The sequence below is a fragment of the Winogradskyella sp. genome (assembly GCF_013042245.1).
Classification (GTDB): domain Bacteria; phylum Bacteroidota; class Bacteroidia; order Flavobacteriales; family Flavobacteriaceae; genus Winogradskyella.
The window spans coordinates 1-16,618 of sequence record NZ_JABDQL010000106.1 but is presented as its reverse complement, the minus strand read 5'-3'; the positions used below and the strand labels follow the sequence as shown (position 1 = coordinate 16,618).

Genomic DNA, 16,618 nt, shown 5'->3' with positions numbered 1-16,618 from the left:
GTACTCCAAACTATATGAACAGTTAATCTAGAAACTGTATGACCATTTACCCTTTGATGTGACATAAAAACAAAGGTAGGTATTTTTAGAAGCTAAAGCGGATGCACTAAAGTGCATAGTTTTAACTATTTTTGAGACCAATAAAAATTAATAGTTTACGCTTTTTATATAACGTAACTATAAACACCAATTAGACGGTTTTAAGATAATTAATAAGTTTTTGCACAGCTTTCCCGCGATGTCCAATCTTATTTTTTTCTTCTAAAGAGATTTCAGCAAAAGTTTCTGAGTAACCATTTGCTTTAAAAATAGGGTCGTAGCCAAAGCCTTTTTTACCGTATTTTTCTGAAGTGATATCACCTTTGCAAATACCTGTAAAGGTTTGTAACTCGCCATTGAGGTGCAAAGCAATAACGGTTTTAAAGTGTCCGTTACGGTTTGGTTTGTCTTTTAGGTTTTCTAAAAGCTTGTCCATATTATCTTCAGAGTTTCTTTGTGGTCCAGCATAGCGTGCAGAATAGACGCCAGGTTCACCATTTAAAACTTCAACCTCTAAACCTGTATCGTCGGCAAAACAATTGTAACCATAATTATCTTTAACGTATTCTGCTTTTTGTATGGCATTGCCTTCAATAGTTGGTTGTGTTTCGGGGATGTTTTCTTTACACCCTATATCTTGAAGGCTTAACAATTTTATATTGTCAGGAACCAGTGATTGAACCTCTTTTAGTTTATTACGATTATTGGTGGCAAATACGAGTTTCATGTTATTTTAATATTTCAATGTGAAGGTAATTTAAATAGTAGTCAAGACCGTTGCATAACCCATCCTATTTTAGGTTTCATTTCAATCCTGTGTTTTTTTTCGTCTAATTTTTGTGTTTTTTACTTTTTTATAGGTTTTTTTAAACATTTTAGACTCGACAAGCCTACTTTTTAGGTTTATTTTTCTTAATTTTTACAATTTGACGCAAGTATCCCTGGACTTCGATATAAATTATAGCACATGGCTTCCATTAAATTTTGAGTATGCATTTTTTTTATGCCTCTATATCTTGCTACTCCACCACCAAACCAGCGTTTTATACCACCAAAAGTGCGTTCTACCTTAAAGCGTGTTTTTCCTATCAGTTTATTGAACCGTTGCTCCCATTTGGTTAAGGGTTTATTTTTATAGGCTTTTTTTAAAATATGATTTTTTAGTTTTTTCTTTTTTAATATATCTGAGTTTTTCTTTGATTGATAGCCCTTATCTGCTTTTAAAGCAATATGCTCTGGTAAATCTGCAGCATCTAGAACCTCTTCTAAATTAGAGACTTCATTGGTGCTAGCCTTAGTGGTAACTACACCTAAAACCAACCCTTCATTATCGGTAACATAATGTTTTTTGTACCCATAACGGTACTTGCCCGATTTCTTTAACCATGCTGCATCTTTATCTACGCTATCTGAAAATTCCTTAGTGACTTCTACTTCCTGCTCATCTTCTCTATCTTCGGTAACTTTATAATTGGTTTTACCTTTAGGTTTTAAAGGTGTATCTATAACACTAGCATCTACAATCGCTCCTGTTTTAATTATAATATCGTGTGATTCTAACTGTTGGTTGATAGCTTTAAACAAAGGCTGGTAGGCCTTTGCGCTTGTCATAATAGTTCTAAAACGAGATAAAGTGCTGTGATCTGGTGCTACTTGATCAATGTTTAATCCGCAAAAATAACTGAACGATATACTATCGTTGACTCGGTCCTCGACCTCATAGTCGCTTAACCCATACCAGGTTTGTAATAAACTCATCTTAAATAGCAATAAACCGCTATAGCTAGGTTTACCTGTTGCACTTTTACCCTTTGTATAATGCTGGTTTATGATTGCTGTTATTGATGCCCAATCTATAAGGTTGTTAATTTGATTGAAAAAAGTACGCTTTATCTTGCGTGAACGCATATCACATATACTGTCTGCTAAAGTCGGTTGTTTTATTAATTCCATATGTAAAAGTTACAACTTTTATCAGAAATTTCAAAAAAGCCTTGCAACGGTCTTTAGTCATAAAAAAAGCCTCGACGGTATCGAGGCTTAAATTTTATAAATCTGTCACAATCTGTAATCAGCTATAATATTCTTCAATCTTATTTTTAGGTCTTCACCAGAGTCAAAAATCATTTGTTCATTAGTAGGAAATGGAATAGCGCGATTTCTTACTAATTCTCTATCTTCTGTTGTCAAAGCACGTCTGTCTCCTCTAAAAGTAGCATAGAAATTTTCAAAAATAAAACCGCTATCTATGTTAAATTGCTCTAGTCTTTCTTGCGTTTTTAAATCTGTAAAAACAACATTAGCTAAAATTTCGGCTTGTTTAAATTGTTCAACTTCAAACAAACGTGCTCTAGCGTTAATAAACTTATCTTCTTTGATATCATTGCCAAGACTATCTTTTATAACATTGCCATTACCGTCCAATTTATATTGCCAACCGTCTTTTACTTCTCTTTGGCGTAATACTTCACGCTCTCTGACTTGCTCTGGCGAAATATTAATTTGCGCTAGCTGTAATTGCATTGCATAATCGTAAGCCATACCATCTTTTTTGTATGCATGATATGCGGTCCAGAATTGATTTAAACCATACGTATCAAAATCGAGTAAGGCTTCTTCTAGTCGCCTTGGGATTACTTGATTCGTTTGGTTTTTTATATCCACAATAACGTGAGCTGTTCCACGCTCGTGAGCTTCTTGCATTAACTCTCGTGTATTTTCATAATTAGGGTTTATATCTTCGATATAAGACAAAATACTATGTGCTTCTCTTATTTGAAATTTATCATCCACCTCTAAAAGCGCTATTCCCTTTTCATAGAAATAATCAGACACATTTTCTCTGGCTTCAGAAATTTCAGTATTGTAATTTTTTTGCTTAAAAAATACTTCACGTCCGTTAACACGTAATGGTAATAAAGGATTTACTGCATTCTGTCTACTTACTAAGGCATTATAAGTTTGGTATATACGCTTATAAAACTCAGGATTTTTTGAGATTTTCAATTCTGATATGGTTTGTAAATCTCTTTTATTTGCTTTGTCGTAGGCATCTTTAAGTAATAAGATATAATCTTGCTTACGCTTAGCGTCTTTGTTAGTTCGCAGTTGTTTTACTGCTTTAGAAATGGCGGTATTATAATTTCCCGAAGTTAGGGCACGTTCTACCTTTTTCTTAGACCCACAGGACACTGCGAGTGTTACTAATACGAGTAATAGAGTATTTTTTTTCATAATCGTAGGTTTTAATGGTTTCAATAATAGATTCCAATAGGCGTGCCAAACATAAAAAAAGTCCAGCAAAAACTGGACTTTTATATTGTATTTGTATCTAACTATTTCTTTTTTTTAGGATTAAAAACAGGTAATAATTGTGTTTTTACTTGACCAAAACCAATACGTACGTCATCATTTTCGCAGTAACCACGCATTACAACTGTATCATAATCGTTTATGAATTTACGTTCAGTGCCATCTTTCATTTTCAATGGTTTGGTGCCTTTCCACGATAATTCTAACATAGAACCATAAGAATCTTCAGTAGGGCCAGAAATAGTTCCGCTACCCATCATATCTCCAGAATTAACAGGGCAACCATTAACAGTATGATGTGCTAATTGCTGTGCCATATTCCAGTAGATGTATTTAAAGTTAGACTTACAAACCGTAGTTTCTTTACCATCTTTTGGTTTAATTCCAGCTTCAAGCTTTATATCAAAACTATGTTTCCCTTTTGTTCTTATATATGGAAGCGGTTTTGGGTTTTGTTTTGGACTTTCGACTCTAAAAGGCTCTAAAGCATCTAAAGTAACAATCCAAGGCGACATTGATGAGGCAAAGTTTTTTCCTAAAAATGGTCCTAATGGTACATATTCCCATTTTTGTATGTCTCGTGCAGACCAATCGTTAAAAACGACTAAACCAAAGATGTATTCTTCGGCTTCTTCAACAGGAATAGGTTCACCCAAATCATTTGCATCTGTAGTGATAAAAGCCATTTCTAATTCAAAATCTACCAACTTACTTGGACCAAATACGGGTTTGTCTGCACCTTCAGGAAGTGTCTGTCCTTGTGGTCTGTGTATAGGTGTATGTGTAGTTACAATCGAAGAACTTCTTCCATGATAGCCAACTGGGATATGTAACCAGTTTGGCATTAAAGCATTTTCAGCACCTCTAAACATAGTACCTACATTGGTTGCGTGTTCTTTACTTGCATAGAAATCTGTATAATCTCCGACAAGTACAGGCATTTTCATTTCTATTTCATCCAAGCGAAAACAGATAATTTCTTTATGAGCCGTATTGTTTTTTAGGGTATTATTGTTTTTGTCAAATATTTCAGCAATACGGTTCCTAACAGCTCTCCATGTTTTACGACCATCAGCAATAAAATCATTTAAAGAATCCTGAAGAAAAATATCATCTGTTAGCGGAATACCATCAAAATATCCTAACTGGTGTAGTGCACCTAGATCAATGGCAGTATCGCCAATACGTGTTCCGATAGTTATAATATCATCTTTGGTTAAAAAAACCCCGAATGGAATATTCTGAATTGGAAAATCGGAATACTTATTAACGTATAACCACGATGTTCTGTTTGGATTATTGGCTGATAAAGGCATATTGCTTATGTTGATTAAATGTTCATTATTTACTTTCAAATCTACATGATTTTTCAAATTAAAACTAATGTAATTCGTATTTTTGAACTTCATTTAAAATCATCCCAAACTATATGCAACGCGACGAACAAATTTTTGAATTAATTGGAGCCGAAAAAGAACGCCAAATAGACGGAATAGAACTTATTGCTTCTGAAAATTTTACGAGTCCTCAAGTCATGGAGGCTACAGGTTCTGTTTTGACTAATAAATACGCAGAAGGTTATCCTGGAAAGCGTTATTATGGTGGTTGTGAAGTTGTAGATGAGGTAGAGAATATTGCCATAGAACGTGCAAAGACTTTGTTTGGTGCTGCATATGCAAATGTACAGCCGCACTCAGGAAGTCAAGCAAATACAGCTGTTTTTCATGCATGCTTAAAACCTGGTGATACTATTCTTGGTTTCGATTTATCTCATGGAGGCCATTTAACACATGGTTCGCCCGTAAATTTTTCGGGACGTTTGTATAGACCAACTTTTTATGGTGTAAAAAAAGACACTGGCTATATTGATTATGATATGTTGTCAGATGTTGCAGAGAAAGAAAAACCGCAATTAATTATTGCTGGTGCATCCGCTTATTCTAGAGATATTGATTTTGCGAAGTTTAGAGAAGTGGCAGATAATGTTGGCGCATTGTTGTTAGCGGATATTTCGCATCCATCAGGACTAATTGCTAAAGGTATTTTAAATGATCCGATGCCACATTGCCATGTTGTAACGACTACGACACATAAAACACTGCGTGGGCCTCGTGGAGGTATGATAATGATGGGCGAAAATTTTGAAAACCCATTCGGTTTAAAATTTAAAAATGGAAATCTCCGTAAAATGTCTGGTCTTTTAGACTCTGGTGTGTTTCCAGGAAATCAAGGTGGACCATTAATGCATGTTATTGCAGGTAAGGCTATTGCCTTTGGCGAAGCACTTAACGATGAGTTTTTGCATTATATGTTACAAGTAAAAGCAAATGCTGATGCTATGGCGAAAGCGTTTGTGGCAAAAGATTACCAATTAATTTCTGGCGGTACTGATAACCATATGATGTTGATTGATTTGAGAAATAAGGCCGTGAATGGAAAAGTAGCAGAGCAAGCTTTGGTTAAAGCTGATATTACTGTAAATAAAAACATGGTGCCTTTTGATACCGAATCTCCTTTTGTGACTTCTGGTATTAGAGTTGGTACGCCTGCCATTACGACTAGAGGACTTAAAGCTGAGGATATGACATATGTGGTAGATTTAATTGATGAAGTGATTACTAATCATGATAATGAATCTGTACTTGAAGCCGTTTCAGAAAAGGTAAATACCTTGATGAGAGGCAGGCCTTTGTTTAACTTTTAGATTTAAAATTTGTATGTCCGTAATCAGTAATAATTTAGATTTCAAACACATTCTGTCACATTGAGTACTTCAACTTTAGTTTATGCTGAGCACAGTCGAAGTACTCAGCATAAACTAAAGTCGAAATGTCTTGCAAATCAAAAACTTAGATTTCTCGACTACGCTCGAAATGACAGATACATTCTGATTATTACACTTTAAGGATATACAGAAAAAGGATAATCAAAAATTATAATTAAATAAGATTTTAGAGTACTTACTATAGCCAAATTAAATTTAAACAGCTATGGTTACTACCTGAGTATAGCTTATTTACTAATCATCCAAAACAACACTTTCATAAGCACCAGCATCTGGAGTTACTGCTCTTGAAGTTCCTAATAAATCAAATGGAACTTGCATAGAAAATAAAGTGCTTCCTATACCATTTGCACCTGAATCTTCTCCAATGCGCATCAAGTTATCAAAGGGCGCTTCAAAATCTGGGTCTTCGTTAAAAATATTACTCTCGTAAAAGTTACTCTCGCTAAAAACGTAATTAGTTGTACCTTCTAGATTATTGTTATTAAAGCGTAATAAGCAATTGGTGAATTTAAAACTAAAATCATCGCCTTGTTGGTCTAAGATAAATTCAGGATTATCATTTCCATAGATAATACAGTTATTAAAGTTAGCTTCGGTTAATGGGTTCGTAGCTATTGTAGTTTCATCTACTTGAGCAAAATCATTTAATAACAAAGCAGGGAATTGTCTAAAACTAGTATTCCAATAATTGGAGATAGTACAATGTGTAAAATTGTATTTTCCACCAACAGTCCCGGCAAAGGAAGATTGCCCAGAATTATTAATCACTACATTTTCTCCAGTAATAGATGTAGTTCGTCCTAATATGCCAAAAGAACTTGTATTGTAAATCTGAGAATTAGTTATGGTCAATTTATCATTTGGCGCATCATCATTCCCTTCGACTAAAATACCAATGGTTGCGTTTTTGATTGTTGCGTAATTAATAGTGTTATTAGTACTTCCATTGAATAAATAAATGGTTCCCCATTGTCCAGGGACGTCCTCAAAAAAAGGCTCTAATCGGTCGCCTTCAATAATGACTTCATTTTCTAAAAGTTCTGGGTCAGTACTTGTACTTCCGTTGATATTTAGAGTAGAATTATTTGTGATTAGCAAACCAGAATCTGTATGAAAATGTAAACGTGCACCAGCTTCAATGGTTAGCGTTTCGCCTTCAGGCGTGGCAGCATAACCATATATAACATACGGTTTTTCGTTGGTGAAGGTGAGTTCGTTAGTATTAAGAAAACGTCCAGAAAGTGACGTTTCATCAACGATACCGTCACCATCGACATCAAAATTTAAATTTTCAAAAGTGGTGCTGTTACCTTGGAAGTCAGGATAGATAAAAACAGCATCTCTAACAAGTGTTACCAAATCTACATCTTGCTCATTACTTCCAGTATCAAAAAGAATACGGTCTGTGTATAAAAATTCGGTATCTAAAGTTGGTTGAGTTGAAAAATCAATGGTAGTTTCAATAAAAATAAAAAGGCTGTCGTTGGCTAATAACTCCACATTTTCAAAGAACTTACCTTCTTGTGGCATGCCTTGGTCACCAGTGCCTCCATCTACATTCATTCTATAAAAAGAAGCTGTACCTCGCTCTAGTTGTATTACAGGGATTGCAATATCATCGTCACTGCGATTATATACTTTTAAACTATATGTACTTGAGCCAATATTGTTGAAAACAGTATCTAAGTATACGGTATCTCTTTCAAATTCTAGGCTTCCTGTACTTGGCGTAAATTCGAAATCATTACGGCAAGAACTCCAAAAGATGAGTAATCCAAAGCAAATGAAGAAGTATAATAGTCGCTTCATAAAATGAAATATGTTTATGCGTTAAAAATATAACTTTTCAAATTATGATTTAGTATTACCAATGAAAAGAATGATTAATCTTTGATGCGCTCCTCAGCCATTTCTACAATAATCATAAATTCTTGACTATACATCGTAAAATCATTAAGAAGCTGAAGGCGTTTGCTGTAATCTAATTTGACTTCGGGAATGGCTTTCTCTTCAAGAAATTCGAAAAAGAGTGAATGGTACTGTTCTTGAATTTTCAAGTCTTCAGTAAGCAATTTTTTTGTAAAGAAATTATTTTCGGCAAAAAGTAGCTTATACTGATTGTATTTTAAGGTATTTGGGATAGGCTTCCTTTTCTTTTTAAAGAGCTTACCAATAAGTTTTGCAACTTGTATAAAATCTAGACCATACTTTGGAGCAGCGTTGTACTTTTGGGGTTCTTTCTTTTTGTCAAGCGCTATAATCTCTTTCATATTAGCGTTGAACGCTTTTTCTCCAAAGAGTTTTTCTTTAGGTTTATTTTTTATGTTGATTTCATCAAGTTTGTTGATGATTTTTTGAAGTTCAAAAACATTAGTACCTTCAAAATACTGAGGTTTAACAACAACCTGAACAGGTTTGTAGAATACAGACTGAAATGATAATGTATCACTAACATCTGCTTTTAATGTAAACTCACCATTAGCATTAGTCGCCGTAATTATTTTTTTTGTGATGTTAAGGATTTTGACACCTCTAACACTTGTTTCATCATCATAAACAATACCGTTAACTACTTGTGAAAATGAGAAGGCAGAAATAAAAACTAAAAATAAAAATAGTAATTTTTTGAGCATAATTGATAGTTAGTTATACACAATAACGTCTAATTTTTCTATCTGTGACTTCAATTTAAAAAAAAATTAACCTTAAAAAGCTTTAATTAAACAAGTAACCAATCTCTTCAGTTATTCGTGTTGGTCTGTTGGTTTCAGTATTTATTAGACACCATTTTGTTTCGGAAGTGATGATGAGTTTATTAGATGTTTGATTGTATATTTCTACTTTTCGAACAGATGTTACACCTTCTGCAGACTCTACAAAAGTTTTTATTAAAAGAGTATCGCCTAAATGTGCTTGGCATTTGTAATCAATAGTGTGCTTCACTAAGACCCAATAATAGTCATCGAGTAATTTCTCAGAAGCGTTTTGTAACCAATGCGCTTCAGCAATATCTTGTACCCATTGCACATAGCGTACGTTGTTGACATGGTTAAGTTGGTCTAAGTCAGCTTTAGTGACGGTTATTTTTTTTTGGAGGGTTTGCATTTCTGAATATTGAAATTTAAATATATAATTTCCTTAAGCTATATCTGTTTTTGATTGTTGATTTTTCTTGCTAGTTGTCGTTCTTCTTTCCGATTTGCGCGTTTTTCTTTTCTTCTTTGTTTTTACCTTTTCGAGATAAGACCATTTCACGGTTTAGTTGTTGTTTTCTAAACCGACCACAAAGATTACCTTTGGCTTCAAAGATTTAAACTATTTGCTCATCGTTTAAATAAGTGAAATCAAAAACCGTTTTATCGCAAACCTAGCAATGACAACCTTTTTCTCTTTGAGACATTTTATCCCAATCTTCGTTACAAGGTTCATTAATATTAACTATAATAGATTTTCTCATGGTTAGTTTGATTCTATAATTTAAATAACCATGAAATCTTCATGCTCTGAAATTAATAATGAGCGAATACGGACTTTCAGTAAGTATACACTACTTCTTACTTATTTTCACCTCAAACAATTTATCCCAACGCTTACCTGTAACAAAAATAGTTTCTGTTTCTGGGTTGTAAGCAATACCGTTGAGTACGTTATCGTTGGATGAATAATTAGAAATTAGCTTTGTAATTGGAGTAAAGTCAATTACACCTTCGGTTGCCCCATTTTTTGGGTTGATTATTGCTATTCCGCTTTTTTCGTAGATATTGGCATAAATCTTACCATTTATCCATTCTAATTCGTTGATTCTTCCTAATTTTCCTTTGTCTGTGTAGATTTCGATTTTATCATCCTCAGTAAAGGTGGATGTATTTAAAGTCCATATTTTTTCTGTACCATCAGATTTGTATAATGACTTTCCGTCGTTACACAATCCCCAACCTTCTAAACTATTATTATATCTGAAGATGCCTTGTTTTTCGAAAGTATTAACGTCATAGATGATTCCAGTATCCGCTTTCCAAGTGAGTTGGTATATTTTATCATCTAAAACTGTTAGGCCTTCCGCAAAATAACCATCGTTTAGGTTTGTATTTTTAAGTACTTCACCCGTTTTGTAATCTACTTTTCTGAGTTTAGACTCACCAAATTGGCCTGTACTTTCATAAAGTTCTCCTTTATAAAATTCTAGACCTTGAGTGTAAGACGTAGCGTCATGCGGATAGGTATTTATAATCTCATAAGTATACAATTTAGGGCGTTTGTTGTTTAATACAATGAGGTTACTTTTTGCTATGATGGTATCATTCCCCGTAATGACTTGAGCAATTAAGTCTTGTTTACCTAGCTTATTATCTAACTTTAAATTTTCGGTTACTGGTTTCCCATCTAATAAATACGTTATAGAATTTATTGAAAGTCCATCAGGATTATTCAAAGATAGTTTTACGCTTTCACCTAATTTTACAGTATTGTTTTTTGCAGAAGTTTTTATAGAAAAATTTGATTTCTCACTCGCACAACCCACCATAAAAATGCTTAAAAGTGTGACTGCTAAATATTTAAATCTTAACATGAAATAGATTGATTTTTTTGCAAGATATTTATAAAAATAGGATTAAAAAAATATTGTGAAAGTATTAAAAGGTTGTATCTTTGCCGCTGGGCAAGTCCTACACAACCAGCTCCTGTTGAATCCTCCAGAGCGGGAACGCAGCAAAGGTAGATGGTCGTAGCGGTGTGATGTAGGTAGCTTGCCTTTTTTAGTACCCTAAAGTCAAGGTTTTTTTACAATCTTTGTATTTTTACACTTCAACTAAATTATTATGTCCAAAGTTGTTTTAATTACAGGTGGTTCTTCAGGAATAGGAAAATCTATAGGTGAATATCTTTTGTCTAAAAAATTTACCATTTACGGCACAAGTCGAAAACCAGAAAATTATCCAGATAGTATTTTTCCTCTTGTAGCTTTAGATGTCACAAAACCTACAACTATTGCTTCTTGCGTCAATGAAATTTTACAAAAAGAAGGCAGAATAGATGTTTTAGTAAATAATGCAGGTGCTGGGATTACAGGACCAATGGAAGAAATTCCTGAAGAGGAATTAAAGCGAAATTTTGAGACTAATTTTTTTGGACCTATCAATGTAATTAAAGCGGTTTTGCCATCAATGCGTAAGCAAAACAGTGGTTTGGTTATTAATATTACGTCGATAGCAGCTTATATGGGTTTGCCTTATCGTGGTGTTTACAGTGCAAGTAAAGGCGCTTTAGAGTTAGTAACTGAGGCACTCCGTATGGAGGTAAAAGATTTTGGCATACATATGTGTAATCTAGCACCAGGTGATTTTGCGACAAATATTGCTGCTGGTCGTTATCACGCACCTTGTAAGGAGGATTCTCCTTATACAAAATATGCTAATGTTTTAAAGGACATCGATGAAGACGTTGATAAAAGTAATTCTCCTATAGAAGTGGCAAAAGAAGTGTACACCATTATAGAAACTAAAAATCCGAAAATCCATTATAAGGTCGGTGCATTTATGCAGAAATTTTCAATAGTTCTAAAACGAATCTTACCAGATAAAGCTTATGAGAAATTATTGATGAACCACTATAAGCTTTAGGTAATTTGGTATATTTTTTGTGATTTATATTTGAAAAATCGTCAGTCATGAAATCAAAATTTACTTTTCTACTTTTCTTTTTCTTTTTTAACACTTATATCTCGCGAAGAAGCCTTAGAATGTTTCCTAGGAATCAATCCTGATATTAATGAAACTTCGATCTCAAGTGCAACATTAAACGAACCCTATAGTCAGAGAATTACAGCAGAGGTTGATAATGAAGTTAATGACAATTATTTTGAGGATTTCTTTGATGTTATTGGCGATTTTCCATCAGGCATTGATGTCGTTTTTTTGCTAGAAGTATCGAAATTTTAGGTGTGCCCGAAGAACTTGGAGCTTTTGAATTTACAGTTTTTTTATATGTAGAACGTTTTGAAGACGGCTTTTACGATTCTAGCCCAACATGTAAAGACGAGGTTAGTCAAGACTTTACGTTGTTTGTCAATGAGTAAATAGAAGAATGGTAAAATCACATCAATTTATTCTTATTGACTAAAAGTTAATTTCTTTTCTGTATATCCTTAAAGTGTAATAGTCAGAATGTATCTGTCATTTCGAGCGTAGTCGAGAGATCTAAGTTTTTGATTTGCAAGACATTTCGACTTTAGTTTATGCTGAGTACTTCGACTGTGCTCAATGTGACAGAATGTGTTTGAAATCTAAATTATTACTGATTACAGACATACAATATTTCTTTTTATTTCAAATCGAAAGAAAAGAAACCAATTGTTGTAAATTTGCAATCATAAACACAACAATTCAAACTATAATACATGAAATTTTTTATTGATACAGCTAATTTAGATCAGATTAAAGAGGCTCAAGATATGGGAGTCCTAGATGGCGTTACTACAAATCCGTCATTAATGGCTAAAGAAGGCATTACGGGCCACGATAATATCTTAAAACATTATGTAGACATCTGCAATATTGTTGAAGGTGATGTCTCTGCAGAAGTCATTTCTACCGATTTTGATGGAATGGTTAGAGAAGGTGAGGCGTTAGCAGAGTTACATGACCAAATCGTTGTTAAGTTACCAATGATTAAAGATGGCGTTAAGGCATGTAAATATTTTTCTGATAGAGGTATAAAAACTAATGTAACTCTTGTATTTTCACCCGGTCAAGCTTTATTGGCTGCAAAAGCTGGTGCAACTTATGTGTCACCATTTATTGGGCGTTTAGATGATATATCAACAGATGGATTAAATTTAATAGCAGAGATACGTCATATTTATGATAATTACGCTTTTGAAACTGAAATTTTAGCAGCTTCTGTACGTCATACCATGCATGTTATAGATTGTGCAAAATTAGGTGCAGATGTTATGACTGGTCCTCTAAGTTCAATTTCAGGATTATTAAAGCATCCACTAACAGATATTGGTTTAGAGAAATTCTTAGCAGACTATAAAAAAGGAAACTAGGGTATAAGAACCAAACAATATTTAAGAGGAGTTTTTACTTAAGTACAAGCTCCTTTTTTTGTATCATGTTGTTAAGTGTATCTTCAAAATCAGAATTGAAGATATTAACGTTTGGATTAATAATATTTGCCTTATTGTCTACAATAATTACTTTGTATAAATAATTAACCGCTAAGGTTTCGAGTGCTTCTTTAGGATTTTCAAAGCGGTATTCATTATTCAAATCAAACTTGTACTGGTTGATGGTTTCTTTCCAATACTTTTCAGAATTGTCATTAATATTAATAGACATAAAGCTTAATTTAGGAAACTGAGCTTTTAATTCTTTGACGCGGTAATGACTTCTTTTGTAGTGCTTCTTAAAATTTGTAGACCAAAAATAAATGAGCGTAGGTTTGTTAACAACTTCTGCTATTGTATAATTTTTCTCATTAACGTTTATTACTTTTAAATCGGGTAAACCTTTTCCTGGCTTAAGGTTATCTAAGGACGCTATAAGACCATTCATATATTTTACATCCTCTTCATTTGTAGTTTTAGAGAGGTATGATGCCATTATTTCATTGATGTCCTCTTGCCTAAAGTTATTATTAATAAACTCTCTGGTCTTATACTTAAGTAATCTATTTTTTAAAGTTTCATCTTCAACAAGACTATCCACTAAATTTAATTTCGCTTTGTTGTAGGATAATTCATGTCTATTAAATTTACTGTGAAATTTGTTGGTACTGTAAAAGTGATTTACTGCAATATTATCAAAGTGAAAAAACAGGTATCGGAAGTAAGAAGATATTTCATTAAGTTCTTCAGAATTATAATCTACCTTTTTTCTAAAATCATAAAAGTCTTCAGGTAAATCTTTAATATGTACCATTTTATTTTCACCAAAATAGGCAAAAGGATAAATTTCTTTGTCGCCGTAGTTATGATAATCTATACTTGCCTTTATAATAGAATTTGCAAAGTCTGAAATAGGCTCAATAGACTTAAAATTTTCAAATTCTTCGAGTTCTCTTTTATGTCTTTTGTCAATAAACCTAACGAACTCTTCAGGCTCCATATTACTGTATTTTACGAGTCTCTGGGATTCTTTTTCTACATTTAAAAAGGTTTTAATGAGATAATTGTTCTTTCTTGCACTTTTACCCATAAAGACCAACGACCCGTCAAAATCATAGGTGTTGAGTCTAAGCATAACGCTATCTTTTGGCTCTAGAATCACAAACTGTATTTCGCCGCCATGTCTAAAAGAATATACTCCAGAATTTACATCATTAATAGTGTGGCTAAACCTATTATTTTTATCCAATTGTAAGGTGTCATTTTCTTTGGTATTTTTATTGTAGAAAATAACTTTATCTCCTTTGGGATTAATAATTTCCCCTCCAAAAAAAGCAGAATCATAACTACCATCAGAAGAATTTTTACATCCTGTAATGGATAGGGTCAATAGCAAAAAAAGAAAAGTAACAGCTTTCATTTATTATCATGGTTTTATAACCATTTTAAACAAAAATATGCCTTGCATAGGTTTTGTCTTGTTAATGCCTAGTTAAATGTTACTAATAGCTTTATAAATTTCATGTAATCACTTAAATTTTCTACTTTTGCGCCCAATTAAAAAAGCTAAAAATGTTATCAGTTTCTAATCTTTCCGTTCAGTTTGGTAAACGCATTCTTTTTGATGAGGTAAATACAACCTTTAACAATGGAAATTGCTATGGTATTATCGGTGCCAATGGTGCAGGTAAATCTACATTCCTAAAGATTTTAGCAGGGAAAATGGACCCAACTTCTGGTCATGTGCATTTAGAAGCTGGTAAACGTATGTCTGTTTTAGAGCAAAACCATAATAAGCATGACGAAGACACTGTTTTAGAAACTGTTTTAAAAGGAAATAAACCTTTATATAAGTTGAAAAGTGAAATCGATGCATTATATGCCAATTACACAGATGATAATGCTGAGAAAATAGGAGAGCTTCAGGTACAATTTGAGGAAATGAATGGTTGGAATGCCGATAGTGATGCAGCGGCAATGTTATCTAACTTGGGTATAAAAGAGGAGTATCACTATAACCTAATGGGAGATTTAGATGGTAAACAAAAGGTACGTGTATTATTAGCACAAGCACTTTTCGGAAATCCTGATGTGCTAATTATGGATGAGCCTACCAATGACTTAGATTATGAAACTATTACTTGGTTAGAAAACTTCTTGGCTAATTATGATAATTGTGTAATTGTCGTTTCTCACGATAGACACTTTTTAGATGCAGTTTGTACACATATTTCTGACATTGATTTTGCAAAGATAAATCACTTTTCTGGTAACTATACATTTTGGTATGAGTCGTCTCAATTAGCAGCAAGACAACATGCTCAACAAAACAAAAAGGCAGAAGAGAAGAAAAAGGAATTAGAAGAATTTATACGTCGTTTCTCTGCAAACGTTGCAAAATCTAAGCAGGCAACGAGTCGCAAGAAGATGATTGATAAATTGAATATCTCCGAAATAAAACGTTCTAGCCGTCGTTATCCTGCAATTATTTTTGAGCGTGACCGCGAAGCTGGAGACCAAATTTTGAATGTTGAAAAACTTAGCGCAAGTTTAGATGGTGAGATTTTGTTTAAGGATATTAATATCAATCTAGCTAAAGGTGATAAGGTTGTTATTTATTCAAAGGATTCCAGAGCAACTACCGCATTTTATCAAATACTTAATGGTAAAGAAAAAGCAGATTCGGGTAAATTTGATTGGGGTGTAACAACAACTCAAAGTTACTTACCATTGGATAACAGTGAATACTTTGAAGAAAAGCAAACACTTGTTGATTGGTTACGCCAATGGGCACAAACAGAAGAAGAGCGTGAAGAAGTAAACATTAGGGGTTTCTTAGGTAAAATGATTTTCAGTGGAGAAGAAGCACTTAAAACGGCAGATGTTTTATCTGGAGGAGAAAAAGTACGTTGTATGTTAAGCCGTATGATGATGACACGTGCTAACGTATTAATGGTAGATGAACCAACAAATCACTTAGACCTAGAAAGTATTACAGCTTTTAATAATGCGCTTAAAAACTTTAAAGGTACAGTGATGCTAACCACCCACGACCACGAGTTTGCACAAACTGTTGGTAACCGCATCATTGAGTTGACTCCAAGTGGTGTCATTGACCGTTACATCACGTTTGATGAGTATATGAGTGATAAAAAAATAAAAGAACAGCGCGAAAAGATGTACGCTGTTAAATCTTAGATTAAAGTTTTAGAAGAAAACAAAAAAAGGACATTAATACAACCAGGGCAAAATCATACTTTTTTAGACAAAAAAATAGTGAGCTATCTACATGATTTTTAGTTGTTTAAGTTATTAATTATTTGTATATTATACTGATAATCAACAGCTTAGCACAATGAATTCATCAG

The 16,618-nt window shown here is 33.4% G+C and carries 14 protein-coding genes and 1 other RNA gene; 6 read left to right on the top strand and 9 right to left on the bottom strand.

The window, feature by feature from the left end; genetic code table 11:
• Positions 1-190: 190 nt before the first annotated feature.
• The 4 genes from HKP48_RS08505 to fahA form a co-directional block, all read right to left on the bottom strand.
• Entirely contained in the window at positions 191-766 is a 576-nt protein-coding gene (locus HKP48_RS08505; protein ID WP_296344823.1) for a non-canonical purine NTP diphosphatase, read from the bottom strand.
• Positions 767-951: 185 nt separating this feature from the next.
• Entirely contained in the window at positions 952-1,992 is a 1,041-nt protein-coding gene (locus HKP48_RS08500) for an IS5 family transposase (RefSeq protein WP_296344821.1), read from the bottom strand.
• Between the two features lie 105 nt (positions 1,993-2,097).
• Complete coding sequence (locus tag HKP48_RS08495) at positions 2,098-3,273, bottom strand: hypothetical protein (RefSeq protein ID WP_296344819.1); 1,176 nt, start codon at positions 3,271-3,273, stop codon at positions 2,098-2,100.
• Between the two features lie 101 nt (positions 3,274-3,374).
• Positions 3,375-4,667: a fumarylacetoacetase gene (gene fahA, locus HKP48_RS08490; protein ID WP_296344817.1), complete on the bottom strand. Its 1,293-nt coding sequence runs from the start codon at positions 4,665-4,667 to the stop codon at positions 3,375-3,377.
• A gap of 113 nt (positions 4,668-4,780) precedes the next feature.
• On the opposite strand from fahA, the gene glyA reads away from it, so the two are divergent.
• Positions 4,781-6,055, top strand: coding sequence for a serine hydroxymethyltransferase (gene glyA / locus HKP48_RS08485; RefSeq protein WP_296344813.1), 1,275 nt, complete (start codon positions 4,781-4,783; stop codon positions 6,053-6,055).
• Between the two features lie 315 nt (positions 6,056-6,370).
• On the opposite strand, the gene HKP48_RS08480 is transcribed toward glyA, so the two are convergent.
• The 4 genes from HKP48_RS08480 to HKP48_RS08465 form a co-directional block, all read right to left on the bottom strand.
• Complete coding sequence (locus HKP48_RS08480) at positions 6,371-7,948, bottom strand: hypothetical protein (RefSeq protein ID WP_296344811.1); 1,578 nt, start codon at positions 7,946-7,948, stop codon at positions 6,371-6,373.
• A 74-nt stretch (positions 7,949-8,022) separates the two neighbouring features.
• Positions 8,023-8,772 (bottom strand): hypothetical protein, encoded by a 750-nt coding sequence (locus HKP48_RS08475; protein WP_296344808.1) that lies wholly within the window; start codon positions 8,770-8,772, stop codon positions 8,023-8,025.
• A gap of 82 nt (positions 8,773-8,854) precedes the next feature.
• Entirely contained in the window at positions 8,855-9,244 is a 390-nt protein-coding gene (locus tag HKP48_RS08470; RefSeq protein WP_296344807.1) for a thioesterase family protein, read from the bottom strand.
• Between the two features lie 442 nt (positions 9,245-9,686).
• Entirely contained in the window at positions 9,687-10,709 is a 1,023-nt protein-coding gene (locus tag HKP48_RS08465; protein ID WP_296344805.1) for a glutaminyl-peptide cyclotransferase, read from the bottom strand.
• Between the two features lie 88 nt (positions 10,710-10,797).
• On the opposite strand from HKP48_RS08465, the gene ffs reads away from it, so the two are divergent.
• The 4 genes from ffs to fsa all read left to right on the top strand — a co-directional run bounded on the left by ffs (position 10,798) and on the right by fsa (position 13,190).
• An RNA gene (ffs, locus tag HKP48_RS08460) (signal recognition particle sRNA small type) lies at positions 10,798-10,896 on the top strand.
• A 63-nt stretch (positions 10,897-10,959) separates the two neighbouring features.
• On the top strand, positions 10,960-11,760 hold the full coding sequence (locus HKP48_RS08455; protein ID WP_296344803.1) for an SDR family oxidoreductase: 801 nt from the start codon (positions 10,960-10,962) through the stop codon (positions 11,758-11,760).
• A gap of 320 nt (positions 11,761-12,080) precedes the next feature.
• A complete protein-coding gene (locus HKP48_RS08450) occupies positions 12,081-12,215 on the top strand; it encodes a hypothetical protein (RefSeq protein WP_296344801.1) in 135 nt (44 codons plus the stop codon).
• A gap of 321 nt (positions 12,216-12,536) precedes the next feature.
• Complete coding sequence (fsa, locus tag HKP48_RS08445; RefSeq protein ID WP_296344799.1) at positions 12,537-13,190, top strand: fructose-6-phosphate aldolase; 654 nt, start codon at positions 12,537-12,539, stop codon at positions 13,188-13,190.
• 34 nt (positions 13,191-13,224) lie between these two features.
• Here the strand turns inward: fsa and HKP48_RS08440 are convergent, their stop codons facing one another.
• Positions 13,225-14,670 carry a redoxin domain-containing protein gene (locus tag HKP48_RS08440; RefSeq protein WP_296344798.1) on the bottom strand — a complete coding sequence of 482 codons (1,446 nt, stop codon included), beginning with the start codon at positions 14,668-14,670 and terminating at the stop codon, positions 13,225-13,227.
• Positions 14,671-14,822: 152 nt separating this feature from the next.
• On the opposite strand from HKP48_RS08440, the gene HKP48_RS08435 reads away from it, so the two are divergent.
• Positions 14,823-16,448 carry an ABC-F family ATP-binding cassette domain-containing protein gene (locus tag HKP48_RS08435; protein WP_296344796.1) on the top strand — a complete coding sequence of 542 codons (1,626 nt, stop codon included), beginning with the start codon at positions 14,823-14,825 and terminating at the stop codon, positions 16,446-16,448.
• Positions 16,449-16,618: the final 170 nt, after the last annotated feature.

Excerpts from the sequence above, each read along its gene's own strand:
- glyA (WP_296344813.1), top strand. The coding sequence starts at position 4,781 with ATGCAACGCGACGAACAAATTTTTGAATTAATTGGAGCCGAAAAAGAA.
- fahA (WP_296344817.1), bottom strand. The coding sequence starts at position 4,667 with ATGCCTTTATCAGCCAATAATCCAAACAGAACATCGTGGTTATACGTT.
- HKP48_RS08505 (WP_296344823.1), bottom strand. The coding sequence starts at position 766 with ATGAAACTCGTATTTGCCACCAATAATCGTAATAAACTAAAAGAGGTT.
- HKP48_RS08435 (WP_296344796.1), top strand. The coding sequence starts at position 14,823 with ATGTTATCAGTTTCTAATCTTTCCGTTCAGTTTGGTAAACGCATTCTT.
- HKP48_RS08500 (WP_296344821.1), bottom strand. The coding sequence starts at position 1,992 with ATGGAATTAATAAAACAACCGACTTTAGCAGACAGTATATGTGATATG.
- HKP48_RS08470 (WP_296344807.1), bottom strand. The coding sequence starts at position 9,244 with ATGCAAACCCTCCAAAAAAAAATAACCGTCACTAAAGCTGACTTAGAC.
- HKP48_RS08475 (WP_296344808.1), bottom strand. The coding sequence starts at position 8,772 with ATGCTCAAAAAATTACTATTTTTATTTTTAGTTTTTATTTCTGCCTTC.
- HKP48_RS08465 (WP_296344805.1), bottom strand. The coding sequence starts at position 10,709 with ATGTTAAGATTTAAATATTTAGCAGTCACACTTTTAAGCATTTTTATG.
- HKP48_RS08495 (WP_296344819.1), bottom strand. The coding sequence starts at position 3,273 with ATGAAAAAAAATACTCTATTACTCGTATTAGTAACACTCGCAGTGTCC.
- fsa (WP_296344799.1), top strand. The coding sequence starts at position 12,537 with ATGAAATTTTTTATTGATACAGCTAATTTAGATCAGATTAAAGAGGCT.
- HKP48_RS08480 (WP_296344811.1), bottom strand. The coding sequence starts at position 7,948 with ATGAAGCGACTATTATACTTCTTCATTTGCTTTGGATTACTCATCTTT.
- HKP48_RS08440 (WP_296344798.1), bottom strand. The coding sequence starts at position 14,670 with ATGAAAGCTGTTACTTTTCTTTTTTTGCTATTGACCCTATCCATTACA.
- HKP48_RS08455 (WP_296344803.1), top strand. The coding sequence starts at position 10,960 with ATGTCCAAAGTTGTTTTAATTACAGGTGGTTCTTCAGGAATAGGAAAA.